Source organism: Paenibacillus sp. LS-5 (assembly GCF_056121505.1).
In genome coordinates this window covers 20,130-39,604 of record NZ_JBWAVA010000012.1, presented here as the reverse complement: position 1 = coordinate 39,604, position 19,475 = coordinate 20,130, and the positions used below count along the sequence as shown (strand labels likewise).

The 19,475-nt window shown below is 51.2% G+C and carries 16 protein-coding genes; 6 read left to right on the top strand and 10 right to left on the bottom strand.

The features are described 5' to 3' along the window. Nucleotides 1-17 precede the first annotated feature (17 nt). The 7 genes from AC0MA3_RS17465 to AC0MA3_RS17435 form a co-directional block, all read right to left on the bottom strand. Nucleotides 18-806, bottom strand: coding sequence for an ABC transporter permease (locus tag AC0MA3_RS17465; protein WP_379163665.1), 789 nt, complete (start codon nt 804-806; stop codon nt 18-20). 4 nt (nt 807-810) lie between these two features. Then, nucleotides 811-1,629: an ABC transporter permease gene (locus tag AC0MA3_RS17460; RefSeq protein ID WP_474657126.1), complete on the bottom strand. Its 819-nt coding sequence runs from the start codon at nt 1,627-1,629 to the stop codon at nt 811-813. A gap of 1 nt (nt 1,630) precedes the next feature. Continuing rightward, nucleotides 1,631-2,593, bottom strand: a complete 963-nt coding sequence (locus AC0MA3_RS17455; protein ID WP_379163671.1) for a nucleoside hydrolase — start codon at nt 2,591-2,593, stop codon at nt 1,631-1,633. 2 nt (nt 2,594-2,595) lie between these two features. Next, complete coding sequence (locus AC0MA3_RS17450) at nt 2,596-3,696, bottom strand: ABC transporter substrate-binding protein (protein ID WP_474657125.1); 1,101 nt, start codon at nt 3,694-3,696, stop codon at nt 2,596-2,598. A 301-nt stretch (nt 3,697-3,997) separates the two neighbouring features. Beyond that, entirely contained in the window at nt 3,998-4,342 is a 345-nt protein-coding gene (locus AC0MA3_RS17445) for a DUF2294 domain-containing protein (protein WP_379163677.1), read from the bottom strand. Between the two features lie 309 nt (nt 4,343-4,651). After that, nucleotides 4,652-6,805, bottom strand: coding sequence for an alpha-galactosidase (locus AC0MA3_RS17440; RefSeq protein WP_474657124.1), 2,154 nt, complete (start codon nt 6,803-6,805; stop codon nt 4,652-4,654). Nucleotides 6,806-6,837: 32 nt separating this feature from the next. Beyond that, nucleotides 6,838-9,387 carry a beta-mannosidase gene (locus AC0MA3_RS17435; protein WP_474657123.1) on the bottom strand — a complete coding sequence of 850 codons (2,550 nt, stop codon included), beginning with the start codon at nt 9,385-9,387 and terminating at the stop codon, nt 6,838-6,840. A 283-nt stretch (nt 9,388-9,670) separates the two neighbouring features. On the opposite strand from AC0MA3_RS17435, the gene AC0MA3_RS17430 reads away from it, so the two are divergent. The 6 genes from AC0MA3_RS17430 (at nt 9,671) to AC0MA3_RS17405 (ending at nt 16,979) form a co-directional block, all read left to right on the top strand. Then, entirely contained in the window at nt 9,671-11,017 is a 1,347-nt protein-coding gene (locus tag AC0MA3_RS17430; RefSeq protein WP_474657122.1) for an ABC transporter substrate-binding protein, read from the top strand. Nucleotides 11,018-11,130: 113 nt separating this feature from the next. Further along, a complete protein-coding gene (locus AC0MA3_RS17425; protein ID WP_474657121.1) occupies nt 11,131-12,024 on the top strand; it encodes a carbohydrate ABC transporter permease in 894 nt (297 codons plus the stop codon). Nucleotides 12,025-12,026: 2 nt separating this feature from the next. Beyond that, entirely contained in the window at nt 12,027-12,860 is an 834-nt protein-coding gene (locus AC0MA3_RS17420; protein WP_474657120.1) for a carbohydrate ABC transporter permease, read from the top strand. Between the two features lie 26 nt (nt 12,861-12,886). Next, nucleotides 12,887-14,704 carry a sensor histidine kinase gene (locus AC0MA3_RS17415; RefSeq protein WP_474657119.1) on the top strand — a complete coding sequence of 606 codons (1,818 nt, stop codon included), beginning with the start codon at nt 12,887-12,889 and terminating at the stop codon, nt 14,702-14,704. A gap of 26 nt (nt 14,705-14,730) precedes the next feature. Next, nucleotides 14,731-16,227, top strand: coding sequence for a response regulator (locus AC0MA3_RS17410; protein WP_474657118.1), 1,497 nt, complete (start codon nt 14,731-14,733; stop codon nt 16,225-16,227). Between the two features lie 5 nt (nt 16,228-16,232). Continuing rightward, the gene (locus AC0MA3_RS17405; RefSeq protein WP_379163700.1) at nt 16,233-16,979 is read left to right on the top strand and encodes a spermidine synthase; all 747 of its coding nucleotides are present in this window, start codon (nt 16,233-16,235) and stop codon (nt 16,977-16,979) included. On the opposite strand, the gene AC0MA3_RS17400 is transcribed toward AC0MA3_RS17405, so the two are convergent. From AC0MA3_RS17400 to AC0MA3_RS17390, 3 genes are read right to left on the bottom strand one after another with little or no spacing between them, the layout of a single operon-like run. Then, the gene (locus tag AC0MA3_RS17400) at nt 16,976-18,721 is read right to left on the bottom strand and encodes a SpoIIE family protein phosphatase (protein ID WP_474657117.1); all 1,746 of its coding nucleotides are present in this window, start codon (nt 18,719-18,721) and stop codon (nt 16,976-16,978) included. The two genes, AC0MA3_RS17405 and AC0MA3_RS17400, sit on opposite strands and share 4 nt — an antisense overlap. Continuing rightward, entirely contained in the window at nt 18,721-19,137 is a 417-nt protein-coding gene (locus AC0MA3_RS17395) for an ATP-binding protein (RefSeq protein ID WP_379163706.1), read from the bottom strand. The genes AC0MA3_RS17400 and AC0MA3_RS17395 overlap by 1 nt, the downstream gene beginning before the upstream one ends. Continuing rightward, entirely contained in the window at nt 19,134-19,475 is a 342-nt protein-coding gene (locus AC0MA3_RS17390; RefSeq protein ID WP_379163710.1) for an STAS domain-containing protein, read from the bottom strand. The genes AC0MA3_RS17395 and AC0MA3_RS17390 overlap by 4 nt, the downstream gene beginning before the upstream one ends.

Here is a 19,475-nt window from a genome sequence, read left to right as displayed (position 1 = left end):
TCGTTTGGTGAAATACACTACCGTTTGGTGAAATAGGCGAATCCCATCAGCCGTTCGATGATGAACATCAGGGCTGCCGTCAGCACCATCAGAATGACCGAAATCGCAGCAATCGTAGGATCGAAATAATTCTGTACATAAGTCAGCATCTGGATGGGCAAGGTACTGATCCCCGGACCCGTCATGAACACAGAAATGTCCACATTATTAAAGGATTCCAGAAAAGCAATCAGCACCGCCGCGAGAATGCCTGAGCGGATGTTGGGCAGAACCACTTTGAAGAAGGTGAACAATCTTGTAGCCCCCAGGCTCTGCGCCGCCTCTTCCACGGCAAAATCGAAATTCTCCAGACTTGAAGCAATCACCCGGATAATAAAAGGCAGCATGATCACGGTATGCCCTATCAGGAGTCCTGCCACAATCGGCAAATGGTACACCACAATCAGGTAGCGCAGCAGTGTGAAGCCCAGCACGATCCCGGGAATCAGTACCGGCGAGAGAAATATTGCATTCAGTGTATCCCGCCCGCGGAACCGGTAGCGGCTAAGCGCATAAGCAGCGGGAACCCCCAGGAGCAGTGCCAGCAGATTGCCGAGCAGCGAGATCATTATTGAGGTTTTAAAAGTCTCCATGAACGCGCTGACCTCGAAAATATTGCGGTACCACCGCAACGACAAGCCCTCCGGGGGGAATTTCAGGACCGTGCCCGGCTCAAAGGAAGTAATGGATATAATGACGAGCGGACCCAGCAAAAAAATAAAGACCAGCAGCGTGTACAAGGACAGCGCGCGGTTTCCTTCCTTCATCTTCTCACCCCTTCGGATTTAATCGATTGGCCCAGGTGTTCATCAGCCCCACAACCACAAATGTAATAACGATCATGATCACAGCGATCACCGAAGCTGCCTGCCAATCGTTCAGCGTCATGGCGTTCTGATACAAAAAGGTCGAGACCACCCGTTCCTTGCCGCCCAGCAGCGCAGGCGTAGTATAAGCCGTCAGACTGCCGACAAAAACAAGAATACCGCCTATAATCAGACCCGGCAGGGTCAGCGGAAAGGTGATTTTGCGGAACGCCGAGAACGGGGAGGCCCCCAGACTGCGTGCCGCCCGGACCAGCTCATGATCCAGATTCTCCATCACCCCGAGCAGCGTGATGATAATCAGCGGCAGGAACAGATGCACAAGCCCGATCATCATGGCTGCCGGTGTATAGAGAATGTCCAGCGGCTTATCGAACAGCCCGATATTCACCAGAAAAGAGTTAATCAGCCCTTTTTTACCAAGAATAATCATCCAGCTGAAGGAGCGGACAACGGGACTGGTCAGCAGCGGAAAAATCGACAGCGCCAGCAGAATACTCTTCTTGCGCGCACTCGTCCGCGAGATATAATAAGCCGCCGGGTATCCAAGCACCATGCAGACCAGCGTGGTTACGGCACTTACCCGGAGCGTAGTCAGCAGGATGCGGTTAAAATACCCGTCACGAAAAAAATGCAAATATCCTTCCAGTGTCAGCTTTCCGTCCTGCACGAAAGTTGAGGCAATAGTAAGCGTTATAGGTATCAGCATGAAGGCTGCCAGGAACAGAAGTCCCGGCAGCAGGAGAACCATCGCTTTTTTGTTCATTCTAACGACTCCCGTCCTTCTTCGGCTCTTGATTCAGACTCTTAATGAAGTATTCCAGAAAAGCGGGTGCGTCCACCTCCAGGCAGACACTGACGTTCGGCGGCCGGTTCAGCCGGCTCTGGAAATCGCAGACCGTCTGCCCGTCGCATAGTTCACTGCGGGTCTCCACGTCCACGTAGTAATCGTGCACGGTGACCCATTCACGGTTCAGCGCCACGCCAACCGCCAGGGGATCATGCAGGGCACAAGCCTGGACACCGTTGCGCTCATAGTAACGCTTCCGGTAGCCGGCAGTGCTTGTCTCCACATAATCGCGGATCGCAGGAATGCGCAGCTTGTGAATATCCTCCGCACTTAGCAGCGCCTGGCGGGTAACATCCAGCCCCACCAGTGTCAGCCGGGGGAACCCTGCGGCGAGCACCTGTTTTGCGGCTTCGGGATCAACGTACATGTTGTACTCCGCCGTTGGCGTGATATTCCCACAGCCCTGCACCACACCGCCCATCACAATCACCTCGGCAGTATAATGCACAAGCTCTGGACATTTCTGCAGCGCATGGGCCAGATTGGTCAGCGGCGCTGTCATAATCAGTGTGACCTCCCCGGGCTGTGCCAGCACCTGGCGGATTATGAAGTCCTCTGCCGCTTCGGCCTCCGCCTGCTTCGTTACTGTCCATTCACCCAGTGCCCCCCCGATACCGTCCGATCCGTGTACACGGTGCTCGAACACCACATCACGGACCAGCGGCTTATCAGCTCCGCGGTAGACCGGAATCTGCCCGGATACGCCGAGCAGTTCAAGAATTTTGCAGGTATTCAGGGTTGCCTGATCCAGTGAGACGTTGCCGCTGACCGTGGTGATCCCGAGAATATCAAACTTCCCGCTTGTCACCGCCAGCATGATCGCCAAGGCATCATCTACACCCGTATCTACGTCCAGAATGACTTTTTGAAGTCCAGTCATCCTTAGCCGCCAATCTCACGGTTGAAGCGGTCCGTCCACTCTGTAATGTGATCGTTCACGAAGGACATATCCAGCTTGCGCAGCTTGCTGATCACATCCGCACCGTAGGTTACGCCCACTGCTTCTTCATCTGTCAGCACCACTTCAGTATTCACAGGGGAATCAACCTTGGCTTTGGCGGATTTCTCCTGTACTTCCTTACTGAGCTGCCAGTTGATGAACGCTTCGGCAAGCTCCTTATTGTTGCTTCCTTTGACCACGTTGACCGTGTTCATTACAGCATACGCACCTTCAGACGGTGCAACGAACTTGGCATCCGGCACAGCAGCCTGGAGATCCTTGAAGTACATCTCCATGATCGGACCACCGGCAATTTCCTCCTGGCCGAACATATTCACATACTCCGAAGTCTGGCTGTAATACTTAACTACATTGCTGTCCAGCTCCTTCAGCTTCGTGAAGGCCTGATCCTCATTGAACTCCGTACCCCCTGCGACTAGAGATGCTGCATCTACAATCATCGGACCGGCTGTAGCCGTAATAGCCGGAAGCGCAAGGTTCTTGTCGAACTGGGTCCACAGGTCGCTCCAGGATTTCACTTCACCCTTTACCAGGGCAGGGTTGTACGCAATGCCCAGTCGGCCTACTGTGTACGCAGGACCGTATTCTGCACCCAGCGGTGCTTTGGCAATATCATAGATTTTTTCGACATTCGGGATCTTGCTGCGGTCAATCGTCTCAAATAATCCTTCATTAATTGCCTGCTGCGCATAATAATCCGACAGATACACTACGTCCACATCGGAACTGCCCTGGCGGATTTTGTTCAGTCGCTCAGCGTTGTTGCCGATTTCCACAACGATTTTCACATTATGCTCTTTCTCAAACGGTGCATACACCGACTCTTTGAAGAAATCCTCTGAGAAGCCCCATGTAGAAATCACCAGCTCCTGGGGAGCACCCGCTTGTGTCGCTTCCGGCGTAGCCGCGTTATTGGTGGCAGCATCATTCGTAGCAGCATTGTTCGAGGCAGTGTTATTTCCACAAGCAGCAAGCACAGCAGTCAGTGTAAGGGCAAGGCCCGCAGTCATCATTTTTTTCATTCGTAAATAACCTCCCAGATTAATTTGCGGTACAATTTCAGCAGTAATGCGGTGGTTCCAGAAGTGCAGGTTCAGTCTCTCTTCAAAATAGCATGGCATCAGAGCCGGGGTTCGCAGCACCTCCTATTGGTAATAAAATCATGAATCCCCTTATTTTTCACAAAAAAAAGAAAAGCATTCTTGTAGGAACAAGAACACTTTTCTTTGTGTAAACAAAGCAAAAGAGCTACCCGTTATAGAAGGACGGTCTTCGCTTAAGATAGATCAAAAACGAAAATCCGCGAATATCATGTTCAATCTGTCATTCTCCGGCTAATATCATGTTCGTAAAAGCCCAACCCGTCGGTGCGTCGTAATCCCTGAGCAGAACCTCAATCGTCAGTCCCATGTCTGCTTCAAGCCTCTCCCTGAATCTCTTCTTGAACAGCAGCGACATCCGAAAGTCCACTTCCTGCTTAAGCTCCGGCGCCTCGCCTTCCAATGCGGTAGATCGGGGAGATCTGCGGTGCTTGGCGTGAAAGGTAATGACCCTTGAATCAACAGTAACACGGAGCAGGGTCGTACCAAAACCAAACAACTCCTTGGAGATCTCATTGTAGATCTGGCACATCTTCTTCTTCTGCTCGTTGTTTTCCAGTTCTGCCATGAAACCACCTTCAGAAACAGAATATCGTACAATCACATCGATAGTAATTGCTATTATACATATTTATTGTATTTCGGGCAAGAAAAAATCCACATCTCACACGAAAGTAACGCCAAACACGAACGATGACAACTTTTTGTCCAAAAGATTGTTCGTACCAGAACCCGCCGCTTGGGCCTCAACAACGGCATTTCTGCCGTTACTAAGCCGCTCTAACAGCTATCGCCAATCATCACCTTGCCTATTTCCTCATATGCACGAATAGGGAAGGCCAAGTCTCCCTGGCCTCCCCTATTGCTATAACACCGTTTATGCCTCAGCCTGCAGCCGGAAGCATCCGCTCACAAAGTCGCGCTGGATATCGGGCAGCGTCAGCCCCGCCTGCATCAGGCGGTCACCGCCATAGACTTCCCCGCTGTCCGCGAGCCGATAGTCCAGCTCCGGGTTCAGGCCGCTGAGCAGCAGCGTCCGGCGCGGCGGGTGCGGTTCCGCCAGCACCCGGAAGTAACAGACCAGCACCTCGCGCTGATCGTCCGAGACGAACATCCAGGCCGTCTCGTTGCCCTCGAACGGACTCTGCAGCCGGTACAGGTTGCCCTGCTGGACCAGGCTGCGGATTTCCTTATAATTAGCGACTTGCACCTTCACCAGTTCCTTCTCTTCCGGAGTGAACTTGGTCAGATCGAGCTCATAGCCGAAGTTGCCGGACATGGCGACATCTCCCCGGAAGGACAATGGAGTGATTCGTCCCACCTGATGATTCGGTACTGCACTTACATGGGCCCCCATGGAGCTTACCGGATAGACAAGACTGGTTCCGTATTGAATCTTCAAGCGCTCCACCGCATCCGTATCATCGCTGGTCCAGGTCTGAGGCATATAGTAGAGCATGCCTGGATCGAAGCGCCCGCCGCCGCTGCAGCAGCTCTCAAACAAAATATGCGGAAATGCCGAAGTCAGACGTTCCAGCAGGTCGTACAGCCCTAACACATACCGGTGCGCTGTTTCACCCTGACGTTCGGGCGGCAGCTGCGCCGAGCCGATCTCAGTCAGGCAGCGGTTCATATCCCATTTGATATAGGCTACCGGTACACTGGAGAAGATGCGGCTGAGGGATTCATAAATATAATCCCGCACCTCTTCTCTCGTATAATCCAGCACCAGCTGCCACCGCAGTTCGCTGCGGCGGCGGCCCGGGACATGCAGACACCAGTCGGGGTGGCTGCGGTAGAGATCACTGTCCGGTGATATCATCTCCGGCTCTACCCATAAGCCGAACTTCAGCCCGTGGCCGTTCACCCGGGCTGCCAGATCGGAGAGGCCACCCGGCAGCTTGCGCAGGTCCTCCACCCAGTCGCCAAGTGAGGAGTTATCGGCATCCCGCTTGCCGAACCACCCATCGTCCAGCACGAATAACTCGATCCCGAGCTTCGCGCCTTCAGCGGCAATCGCCTCCAGCTTGTCGGTGTTGAAGTCAAAATAGGTCGCTTCCCAGTTGTTCACCAGGATCGGCCGTTCCTTATCCCTGTACTCGCCTCTGCTGAGACGTGTCCGGTACAGCCTGTGATAGGTTCTCGACATTTCGCCAAGGCCCTCTGCCGAGTAGACCATTACTGCTTCCGGTGTCTGGAAGCTCTCCCCCGGCGCAAGTAGCCAGGAAAAGTCAAAGGAGTTGACCCCCATAGCCAGCCGGGTCATTCCAAAGGAATCCACCTCCGCCACAGCTTCGAAGCCTCCACTGTACACTAGAGAGAAGCCATACACCTCACCCTGGCGCTCATCCGTTCCACGCTTCGCCAGCGCGGCAAAAGGGTTATGCTGATGGCTGCTCATCCCCCGGCGGCTCTCAATCGAAATACTGCCCTGCTCCAGCTGTCTGCGGGTGAGACGGCCTTCCCGCGACCAGGCACCGGACAGGTAGATCATATCCATATCTGCGGACGGGAAATCCACGGAGGTACTCAGTGCCCGCAGCAATTGCAGAGGAGCCTGCCCGTCATTCACTAATTCAACAGAGCGGGCAATGACATCCATTTCGTTATACACGGTATATCGGAGGACAACGTTCAGCTTGGCATACTCGTCGCGCAGCATAAGCTCCAGGGTATCGGCTTCCTCCTCAGATTCCACGTACACCGCAGGAAGTCCGGCAATCTTCGGCTTGCCTGCCAGCACCCGGTAACCGGTGTAGCGCAGCTCCGTAATCCGGGTCCCATCCTCCAGCTTGGCCTGATAAGCCGGAACGCGGAAATCCCCTGTACCGTACTGCGGGTATTCCTGCGGCAGGCGGTCAAGCGAGCCACCGGTCACCAGCGGGTGCAAGCCATCCAGATTGCTGCCGTGGCGCAGCTTTTTCCCCCAGTAGACATGCGCTGGATAATCATTGACCAGCTGGATGATGTAACTCATGCCCTTGCTCTGCAGATGGAATATCCCCTTGTCTTCCTGTATCCATATCGCCATGGCCCTAATTCCTTCTCTCTTCTAAGTTTTAACTAAAGGCTCTGTTCCACATAATCTGCCATCGAGCGGATCTCAAGACCCTTCGGAGCAGCCGGAACGAAGTCCGCTTCCCCGCTGCCGCGCAGGAAGAATTCGACAGTCTTAGCCTCACCCGGAAGCAGGTCAAAGAAGTTATCCGAGAAAATCCCTTCCTCTTCCGCTGTCAGATATATCCCTCTCGCCAGTACATCCGTGGTCACCTTTAAGCTAAGTCCGCTGCTGCCGGGAACCTCCGCCACCGTGAGGTGCGGCCGGGGCAGTATAATTTCTTTGGCGGATGCAAAATAATGATGCTTGTGATCCAGCGGTTGGACGTCAACCAGCAAAGATGCAGCCAGCAGCAGATTGCCTGGCTCACGTCCTTCAAGCAGTCCGGCAAGTCCGGCTGTAAATACGATGTCTGCGGAGTCCGCTGCCAGGGTCACGGGCTGTGACCATTCCTGCAGCACAGCACCACTGAAGTCATGCAGCCGGACCTGCAGTTCGCCTTCAACCGCTTCCTGACGGTCAGATACGGCATGGACCTTGAGGCTGTCCCCGTCCGAGCTGTCAATGGAGAGCAGAAGCTCCTTATAGCTATTGCGAGCTGTGTATTGCAGCGCTTTCCAGCGGCCGTAATAATCCATGCCCGCCCAGGAAGCCACAGGCCAGCAATCGTTCATCTGCCAGTACAGCGTACCCATGCAATACGGCTTGTTTCTCCGGTGACTTTCAATTGCGATCCGCATCGCCTCCGCCTGAAGGATCTGACTCATATAGAGGAAGCTTCTGAAATCCTTTGGCTCCGGCAGATAGATATCCATGTATTCCTTAATGAGCAGATTGCCGCGCCCGTTCTTCTGGTGAGCCAGCATGACTTCGGATTCCAGCGCCATATCGCTCTCCTCTGCATAGCTCAGTACAGACTTCAGCTCCGGAAAGGATTGGAATCCGTATTCACTCATGAAGCGGCCAATCTTAATATTGTAGTTCTCAAAAGGCTCGCTTCCGTGCCATACCCCCCAGTAGTGCACATCCCCTTCCCCGGCCATTCGCGTGGCATGCTGATTCAGGTCATGGGTAAGATCCCGCATCGGTGAAGATGCCCAGTAGTCCACCTCCGGGTGACAGGAGGCCACTGCCGCCGGCAGAATACGGTGGAACACCGCTTCATAATCCTCCCACAGCTTTTCGCGGATCTCCTGACTGTATTTTTCCTTCCAGCCCCAGCCCATGTTGTCCTCATAGTGAGACCACGCCGAATCCATCTCATTATTGCCGCACCACAAAGCGATACACGGATGGTTGCGCAATCTGCGCACATTATAGACGGCTTCCTCACGCACATTCTCCAGGAAAAGCTCATCCCCAGGGTACATGCTGCAGGCAAACATGAAATCCTGCCAGACCAGCAGCCCATACTCATCACACAGCCGGTAAAAGGTTTCCTCTTCATAAATGCCGCCGCCCCATACACGCAGCATGTTCATATGAGAAGCTGCTGCCGAAGCAATCTCGTGACGATAACGCTCCTCCGTAACCTCCGTAGAAAAACTGTCATTCGGAATATGATTGGCACCTTTGGCGAAGACCCGCACACCGTTCAGCTCAAAATAAAAGGAAGCGCCACGGTCATCCGGCTTCCGTACCAGCTTGATCTCCCGCAGCCCGGTGGTAACTTCAGCTTGCGACACGGCCTTCATTTCCTGCAGCATCTCTGCCCGAAAAGCAGTCAACTCAGGTTTACCAAGGCCATTACACCACCATAGACGGGGTTGGTTCAGGACGACCTCCTGCTCCAATGTCTGCTTGCCCGGCTGTACTGTAACGGACTGCATCCATTCCTGACCACCGCTGCTGATCCGCATTTGACCGTTCCAGCCGGAGGGGGCATCCACTTCCACGAGCACAGTCACCCGGGCTTCTTCCCGGTTCACCACATTCTGCCGGATATACAAATCTGTAATAGCAAGAGTATCCCTGCCTTCCAGCACAGCCTCACGCCAGATGCCGCTCGTCAGGAATCTTGGCCCCCAATCCCAGCCGTAATGATACGGGGCTTTGCGGGCAAATACACTGATCTGCTGTTCCCCAAGTCCGCCCAGCTCGGATTGGTCATTAGGTGCCGGCAGCGCATAGCCCAGCTGCTGCAGCTTCGGCAGATCTTCATTCACGACAGACCGGAATCTTACGCGAATCTCATTGTCCCCGGTCCGCAGCAGCCCTTTCACATCCACGGTCCAGGCCCGGAACATGTTGTCCGCCGAGAGCGCATGCACATCATTTACATAGACATCCGCATAGGTATCCAGTCCTTTGAAGATCAGCTCGGTACAATCCAGGTCCTGCCACTCCCCGTCCAGCTGCAGGACGGTCCGGTATTCCCAGTCTTTCTTATCGATCCATTGCAGTTCATGCTCGTTCTTACCATAAAAAGGGTGTGGAATTCGTTCATTGCAGAGCAGATCAGTATGCACCGTTCCCGGAACGACCGCCGGCAGCCATTCATCCTCTCCACAAGCTCTAAATTGCCAATGGTCCAAATTCAGTTGTATGTGCTTCATGGAACCTCCTAAAAGTTTTGTGGGCATAGACTTCCTGTAATCTCCTCGTACAAGACTCGATTCAGAAGCATGCACCCTAAATGATTGTAAGCTAGCGCTTTCACGAATAATGTTCATTTCCATTGTATTTTGTTATCCTAATGTTAGCAACAGGCTAATTATATTCATTTAAACAGAATAAATAAAGACAATAAATAATAATTCAATCCATTTCTCAACACAAGGTTTACCGCTATAATAAGTCATGTAAACGCTAACAATTAAACGAAAAGGGGACAGCGCAATGAGAAACAAGTTATTTTCGTTATGTTTTGTTATCATCATGATTTTCTCTTTATCCCTGACAGGCTGCGGCTCCAACAACAATAAGAATGCTGCTACAGCCACAGACGAGCCAGCAGCGACTACGGCGCCAGAGAGTACCGGTGGTGATGCAGCAGCAACCACTGAACCGGCAGCCGCAAGCGGCACCGACATCAGCGGCAAAATCACTTTCCTGACCAACAGAACCGACATGATCGGCAAAGAGTATGACGAATATGCAAAGCGTTTTAATGAAAAGTATCCCAACATCAAGGTTGAGTTCGAAGCCTCCAATACCGATTACAACCAGCAGGCCAAAGTAAGAATGGCTAGCGGGGAGTTGCCTGATGTCATGTTCGTTCCTGCCATACCTAACTCCGATCTGCCAAAATATTTCGCTTCCTTGGACGATCTTGGCCTGAACGATCAAATTACCTTTAAAGATTTCAAATCCTATGAAGGTAAGCTCTACGGAATTACAACGGGTAACTCCACCTCCGGTATCGTATACAACAAAAAAGCGTTCGCCGATGCCGGAATCACAGAAACCCCCAAGACCTGGGATGAATTCCTGGCCGCCTGTGAAAAACTCAAAGCTAAAGGTATCATTCCGCTCGCTTCCAACTTCAAAGACAAATGGCCGCTGAATGACTGGGTCTATGCTGTTCCACGTATCATTGAAGGCAAACCCGACTTCCCTAATGAGAAGCTGACCTCGGACACTCCTTTTACTATGGATAATGGATACGGCAAGTCACTCAGCCTCCTGAGAGAGCTTAACGAAAAAGGCTACCTGGAAAAAGACATCAACTCCACCAACTGGGAACAATCGAAGAAAGACATCGCATCCGGCAAATTCGCCATGTACTTCCTGGGTAACTGGGTCATCAATCAAGTCATCGGCGCAGGTGGAACCTCAGACAACGTCGGCTTCTTCCCGCTGCCATATGACAACTCGGGGACTCTTACCGCTCCGCTCAGTCCTGACTTCTTCTATTGCGTGGCTAAGGACAGCAAAAATGTAGATGCAGCTAAAGCCTTCGTCAAATGGATGATTGAGGATTCCGGTTATGAAGACTTCGCCGGATTTATCTCTCCGTTGAAAGACAGAGAATCCAATCTGACACAGCTTAAAGAATTCCAGTCCACCGGTGTAACGCTTCAAGAGGGCACTGTGGATAATGCAAAAGTAATCGAAATAACGAACAAAGCACAGCTCGACCTGCCGGCAATGGCTCAAGAGTTTGTACTTGCCAAAGATCCGCAGACTGTATTCGACAAATGGAACAAAGCGTGGGCCAAAGCTAAAAAAGACCTCGGCTATTGATCTTGGGTTCAGGCTGTAACTGATAAACTCCATAAATATGGCGCAAAATGGATTATCGCCTTTTTCGGATAATCCATTTTGCCGTCAACAGCTTAAGGAAAGAAGGTCAAGCCATGTTCGGAACGTTATCCTATAACAAACAGAAGACGATTATTATCGTATCCTTTCTGCTTATTCCACTGGTACTGCTGGCTACATTTACGTATTATCCGGCTATCAAACTTATCTACTACAGCTTCACGAACTGGGACGGCTACAGCCCCGAGAAGCCGTGGGTTGGCCTAGACAATTACCGTGAGGTCTTCAGCAATCCCGATATCTTCAAAGTATTCACCCATAACTTTGCTTACTTCGTCATGGGTATTGTCCAGAATATCGTCGCCATATATTTCGCAGTCGTACTGAACAGCAAGCTGCGGGGACGTAACGGCTTCCGGATTATGCTCTTCCTGCCTTATATTATGAACGGGGTCGCCGTTGCATTTATGTTCGGCTATGTTTTTGATACCACCAATGGTTCGCTGAATCTGTTCCTGAACAGCATCGGGCTTTCATCTCTGGCCCAGACCAGCTGGCTCGGGACTGAAGGTCTCGTTAACTATTCCCTCGCGTCCACCGGCTTCTGGCGCTTCATGGGCTACAATATGGTAATCTATATCGCCTCTTTGCAAGCCATTCCGCGCGACATTTATGAAGCGGCCAAGATTGACGGTGCCGGCTCCTTTCAGACTCTGTGGAGAGTGACCCTGCCGAATATGAAGGCTGTTATTCAACTAAATCTCTTCTTGACCGTTACCGGTGCGCTCGAAGTCTTCGACCTGCCGTTCGTACTCACCAAAGGCGGACCTGCAGGCGCGAGCCAGACCTATGTGCAGCGCGTGGTCGATACCGCATTCGCTTTTAACAACTACGGCCTGGCATCGGCAATGAGTATCATCCTGCTGTTCTTTGTTGTCATCGTGCTGCTGGTGCAGCAATTGGTTCTTAACCGGGGAGGAGACAAGTAAACATGGCACACACCAAATTCCGTTTTGTTAATTGGATCAAATACTTCTCGCTCCTGGTCGGGGTCTTTGTCGTCCTCTTCCCGCCTTATGTGGTAGTCGTCAATGCCTTCAAATCTACGGATGAATTCAATTCAAGCAGCTCCATGGCACTTCCCAAAAGCTTCCTGAACTTCGACAACTTTGTCGCCGTCTTTCAGCGCGGAGGTCTTCTCAGCGGCTTCGGTAACGTCCTAGTGATTATCATAATTACATTGACCCTGAACATTCTGTTTGGGACAATGGTTGCATATGTACTTGGCCGCTTCTCTTTTAAGCTGAAACCGGTTGTATTCGGAGCTTATCTGGTCGCTACCATCATTCCCAGCATCACTACTCAGGTTGCCACCTTCGGCATCATCAAAAATATGGGCCTCTACAACACGCTCGGCGCTCCAATTGTCCTGTACATCGGCGCAGACGTGATCCAGATCATTCTGTATCTGCAGTTCATCCGCAACATTCCGGTGGATCTGGATGAGAGTGCCATGGTGGAGGGTGCTTCCCTGTTCAAAATCTACCGTTCGATCATCTTCCCGCTTCTGACCCCGGCGACAGCTACGCTGGTGATCCTGAAGACGATCAGCATTTACAATGACATGTACATCCCTTATCTTTATATGCCCAAACAGAGCCTTGGTGTGGTCACCACCATCCTGATGCGCTTTCAGGGGGTCAACTCGGGCGAATGGAACCTGATCTGCGCTGCGATTCTGCTGATCCTATTGCCGACAGTGATTCTGTACTTTTTCCTGCAGCGTTATATTTTTGAAGGTGTAACCAGCGGCGCAGTCAAATAAGGGGATGTACGGAGAGGAATAACAACGTGGTGTCAACAATCCTGAGGATTTTTCGCAAAATGTGGTTGTTCCTGGCTGACCTGCCGATGGAGCGGAAGCTGATTGTCGTTTTTGTCTTTCTGATCTCCCTGCCCATTACCTATGTCAGCTATATGTCCTCCCGCTCCATGTTCAACTCCGTTCTGGAAAGTGCCACGGGCAGCGCGGGTCAAATGACCTCAAATGCATCAGATACGATGGACCGTTATGTGGCCGACTTGAAACGCTATACTACGCTGCCGCTATACAATACCGAAGTGCAGCTCTACCTGACGCAGAAGAACACCGATTGGGATAAAAATACCGCCATGTCGATGTTCCTCAGTTATCTGAAACCCACAAAAAGCGAGATCCTGGCCGTCTATATGGTGGACCAGTATGATTTCGTTTTTTATGATACGGCAGCGGGCATCAATATGATTTTCCCGGAGGAACGGCTGGCTGCATGGAAGACCCTCAGCGAAGCGGGAGGAACGGCACCAGTCATTCAGGGCAGACACAGCATCCGGGTGAATGGATCCGAACAGCGGGAAGTCTTCACTGTGCTGCGCACGATCTATTCCGTAAGCACTTTGAAAAGCATTGGAATACTCGTCTTCGATATCGACATCAACCTGTTCAAGGGTATTGTGGACCCTGTGAATGCTGTGACTCAGGGGAATACGCTGGTCGTGGATGATCAGGGAGAGCTTATGTATGCCGGTGACGGCAAGGTGATGGCTACTCCCGAGGAGCAGGAGCTTACCCGGCAGAAGCTGCTGGGTCATGTGGATCAGGATCAAGGACATTTCAAGATAGAACTGGACGGTCAGCCCTACCTGGCTGTCTACACTGTATCGCAGCAGACCGGCTGGACGACAATGGTTACCATTCCGCTGTCCCGTATCCTCTCACCGGTGGAGAAAAACCGCAATACGCTGATTCTGACCACACTCGCGATTATTGCATTTGCTCTGTTCGTCGCCACGTTCATCTCACATGCCCTGACAAAGCCGCTGAAATCGATGGTCCGGCTGATGAAGCAGGTCCAGCATGGCAATCTGGAGGTCTGGCTGCATCCCAAATACAATGACGAGATCGGTATGCTTGGCAGCCATTTTAACCGGATGATCGTCCGGGTCAAAGATTTGCTGCAGGAAGTCTCCATGACGGAGAAAAGAAAACAGAAAGCCGATATGCGGGCGCTGCAGAACCAGATCAACCCGCATTTCATTTATAACACCCTGGAATCGATCCGCATGCTGGCTGAGAGCAGTGAGGACCCGCGGGTCGCACAGCTGACTTATCTGCTCGGACTGCAAATGCGCTACGGCATTGTCCGCAGCGAAGAGATGGTTACGATCCGCCACGAGCTGGACCATGTGCGGAATTATCTGCATCTCCTGCAGATCCGCTTTCCGGACAAATTCAGGCTGGATGTTGCAGTGCCGGAAGCATTGCTACCCCTTCCTGTCATTAAGCTGGTTCTGCAGCCGATTGTCGAGAATGCTGTCTTCCACGGCCTGGAACCGAAGGAAGGTCCCGGTACACTAAGCATCAGCGGGTGGGAAGAGGATGGTAAAGCGGTGTTTTGCATAGAGGATGATGGTGTAGGCATGGATGCGGACACGCTGCGTGCCTTGAACGATAGCCTGAGAAGCGGAGCAGACGGTGAAATGTTCGGCATAGGGCTAAGGAATGTGAACGAGCGGATTCGCCTGCATTACGGCCCTCAACTCGGCTTAAGCGTAAGCAGCGAACCCGGCAGAGGCACTCGTGTCATCTTGCGTATTGATGCGCTCTCAAGCCTTCCCCGGGAGGAATAATAATAGTGATCTTAAGGAGGGATTCCGTGCTGCGAATTGTGATTGTAGATGATGAGATTCTGATTCGCGAGGGCCTGGCCCGGATGATTGACAAGGAGAGCAGCGACTTTCTTGTCACAGGAACGTATGCCGATGGCAAGCAGCTGCTCGACGCCTTACCTTCCCTTCAGATTGATGTGGTGATTACAGATATCCGGATGCCTCATGTCGATGGTCTGGAGCTGATCAAAGCGCTCAAAAGCAGTCATCCCCGGATACGCACGCTGCTGATGAGCGGATTCGTGGAATTCAATTATGCCCGGGAAGCTATCCGCAGCTCTGCTGTAGACTATTTATTGAAGCCTATTAATAAAGAGCAGCTTTTTGAAGTGCTCTATCGTCTGGATGAAGAGCAGAAGCTGCTGCGGGAAAAAGAAGAACGCCAGCGTACCGGGCTTCTGCTCTCGCTGCTGCATGTCGAGCAGCCATCCGAAATCCTTCTAAGCAGCCTTACCTTGCCCCAGCCTTACTTCTCCGTATTTGTACTTAAAGGGAGCTCCCCGGATACCGTCTGCGCCTGCTCAGACAGTCTGCGGCAAGAGAAGGAATCATTGCTTGACCCCCTGGAAATCCGAAAGGGTCTATATGTCTGGATTTGGTATTCTGCCGAGCCTTTAACTGCTGCGGAATTGGATCGTATCGGCGGTTCTATCCGGGCGGCAAGCTGCGGACAACCCCTCCATGCCGGAGTCAGCGGCACGTACAGCACTCCCTCCAAGCTTAGATCCGCTTATCTGGAAGCCAAGCTGGCCTGTGATGCGGGGATTTACAATTCGCAGCCTCTGCATTATATTACTGCTCAGGAGCTTACGGCTGCGGATCTATGCCTAAGTGATCCCTTTCCGCCTGTGCGAGAGCCGCTCATCCACGAACTGCAGATTCTGAATATGTCCGGCGTTCTGGAACACATCCATTCCATGTTCTCTTTGCTGGAATCGCAGCGGGCTTGCCCAGAACTTATTCTGCGGGCTTGCCGGGAAGTTGAGGACACAGCACGCAAGGAGCTGCAGGAATTCGGAGCCGTATACAGAGTGGGCAGCAGACCTTCTCTCGAGGAACAGATCGAGACCTGCATGAGCTTTGGAGAGATCAAGCAGATGTTCATCTCCGCCTTCTCGGACGCATTAGACATAATCCGCACCCACCGTCTGGAGCTGCCCAGCACCGCCGTCGAAACCGTGAAGCGCTGGGTATCGGCCCACTATAATCAGCATGCCGATTTGAATATGCTGGCAGGGATGGTTTTTTTGACACCAAGCTATTTGAGCAAACTCTTCAAGCAGGAAACCGGGCTGACCCTGACCGAATATGTAATTGAAATCCGTATCCGCAGGGCCAAGCAGCTGCTGAAGAATGCGCATGATCTGAAGATCCACGAGATCGGAGCCGAGGTCGGCTACCCGGACCCCGCCTATTTCAATAAGCTGTTCAAAAAAATGGTCGGCATCACGCCGAACGAATATAAACGCATTTCACTTGTTTAAGGAGAATGATCGCTTTGGAGCCAAGGTTAAGCACCACCGGAGAAGGGCATGAAATCCAGGTTTACGACACCACAGAATTGTATGGCGAGAGAGGCAGATTCCGCGTGCTGCAGTTTTCGGGAGACGCCATTCAAGGCGCGCTTGATCTGAACCACCCCCGCCGGGTGGTCTTCGAATATCCAAGGGCAATGATCCACTTAATGGAGGCGGGCGGTTCGTTGTTCGAAGATGTGTTTGTCATTGGACATGGCATCGGGACGATTGCCGGTTACTTTGCAGAGAAACGCTTTAAGACCGCAGAGATCAGTGCAGAGATTGTAGCGCTCAGCAGGCAGCATTTTGGCTGCAGCCAGGACAATGTTATTGTCGGGGATGGGCGCAGCATTCTGGAAGGTGAGCCGGACCACCGGTATGACTACATCCTCCTGGATGCCTTTACGGCAGAAGGTACTCCACGGCATTTGCTCTCCAGCGAGTTTTTCGCTCTGGTCCTTTCCAAGCTGAACAGCCGCGGCTCTATGATTATGAACCTGATGGGCAGAAGCGAAAAGGACCGCCTGATGGGCGCCATCCATACGACCCTTAGCGGGCAGTTCCCCTATATCAAAGCTTTCGCTCTTCCCTCTGAAGGCACAGCCGATGTCCGCAATATCCTCATCATGGGCAGCGTTAAGCCCATCCGTTATCAAGCCCGGCACATGGCCGGATTTGTGGAGATCACGCTGGGACAGGGCCATTTGATCCGGGATTAAGGTATATCCGTTGTCACGGCTGTATTACCGCGTACCTCCATGCAGATGAGGCAGATATCATCCTGCTCCTCCTGCTCCCCCTGCTGGTTTACTTTATTGAATGCAAGCAGATTGTCCATAACCGCCGAAATCGGCTCAAGTCTGCTTGCTTCCATAACCTGAAGCAACAGACCTACCTGATCCTTCAGTAAACTCCCCGTTTTTTCAATTAACCCGTCGGTATATAAGAGTATCCGTACTGTTCCATTGAAAGAAAGAGTTTGCGTTTGAGGATTCATTTGGGGAATCAAGCCGATAGGAAGACTGGATGATTTCATGTGAAATACTTCTCCGCTCTCATCAATAAGCAGTCCGCTGGGATGTCCCGCATTGATATATTCAACCGTCTGGTTCTCTGTGTCCACAATCAAATAAATGGCTGTAAAAAAGAAATTCGTGGTTCCCTTGGACACACTGAACAGCTTGTTCATATGATGATTTAATTCATTAATGACTTCTTCCGGACTTAGATGGGCCTTAATAATCCCCCTCAGCAAAGAACGGATGGACATACAAATGAGTGCTGAAGAAACCCCATGTCCCATGACATCCATGATCAGAATTCCGTAGCGGTGCTCATTCAAGCGGTACCAGGCGTACATATCTCCTCCAAGGTTCCGGCAGGGAACGTACTTCGCGTTAATAGATAAAGAAGGGGTATCGATCGGTTGGCTAAGTACGCTCTTCTGAACCTCTCTGGCCAAATCAAGGTCGATCTGCTTATCCTTTTCAATCTGCTTCTTATGGGTAATATCCAGCACTACTCCGTTTACACCCGTGATTCCATTTCTGGAGTCCACTAAAGGAAACATCCGGCTCTCCACCCAGCGGATTTCTCCGCTTGCATGAACAATCCGGTACTCAAGCGTAGGATTATAGGGGCGTCCTTCAACAACGGAGGACATTCTACCATTCACCAAATCCTTATCTTCATCATAGACTTGTGCTGACCATAAATCAGGGTATTGATAGTATTCCTCTGCAGAATAGCCGAGAACTCTCTCACACGCCGGCGAGATGGTAAGCAGCTTATTCCGGGTCACATCAAACGACCATAAAATAATATCAATACTCCCGTAAATATTATTGAGCTGTGTCTGGATTTCCCCGAGTTTGTCCTGTACCTTTTGAAATTCCGTAATATCCTTGGCAAAACCGATAACGCCCCGGATTTCCCCATCGGCCATAAGGGCAACACTCGACAATTCAAAGATAAGATATCTTCCTTTTTTATGACGCATCTGCAGTTTTCTGGAGGAGGACAAAATAGTCCCGTTCATAATATCGAGAAAGGTCTCCTGAATCAACGGGATATCCGCAGGATGAAACAGATCAGTAAATGTAATCTTTTTAATCTCCACCTCTGTATATCCGAGAAGGTCCAGAAGATTGGGACTTACACTGTTGATGTAACCACTGAGGTCAACGACGTATATCCCGGCATTATTATAGAGAAATAACGATTCATACCGCTGCTCACTTTCTCTAAGGTTCTTCGTATGGCCTTTCTGCTGTCCAAACATGATGTACAGCGGGGTTAGAATAACACACTGTGTCAGCAGATCGACGATAAACTCATACCCGAATTTTTTATCAACAAATACAAGATTATATACATTCAATACGACAAGAAGGATGAGAATAACGAAAGCCCAGTTTTTGGAAGTCTCTTCTCTCCACAAGTCAAATATCCTTTTGTTCATTACACTTTCCTTTTCTTACGCATAGAGAGAGTTATGTAAGGACCCGTAGGAATTAAGCGCACTTCATCCATAATGCCTTGAATCAGGACCAGTCCTCTACCACGTGATCCTATTTTGACCGGCTGGGCTTGTTCATTCTCCAGTTCAAAGGACTCTCCATTCTGACAAACCCTGATCTCCATGATATCGGATTCAACCAGCCACGACACTCTAAATTCACAGTTACCAGAGGGACAACCATGCTCAAATGCATTCATGCAGGCTTCTTCAGTGACCAACTGTAAGAGTATGGATTCATGCTCTGAAAATTCTGTAAGCAGTGCAATCCTTCTGGTTGTCTCCATAGCAAGAGCAATATCGCTTCTTGTATGAATGACCAGGATCTGCCCGTAAGTCCTATCGTTCAGCTTGTTCATTCCATTTCACCTGCAAAATAGATGTAGCCTTCGTCTATTTCCGTGAATATTTTCATCAGTGAACTGAAGTGGACAATTTCGAATATTTCACCTACTGTTGATTGTACTCCTGCAATAATGAGCTCTTTGCCTGTGCGCCCTGCACCAAGTACGGCATCCGCAATAACACCAAGGGCCGCGCTATTCAGATAAGCTACCTCTGTGAGCTCAAGTATAAGCTTCGCCTTCTCCCCATCGACCAGCTTCTGAACTGCTCCGCGGAATTCGTCCACGTTTTTTAACGTTACATCTGTACTCCAGTGGAGCAGCTGTACCTGGTTCTTCAAGACATCCTCCAT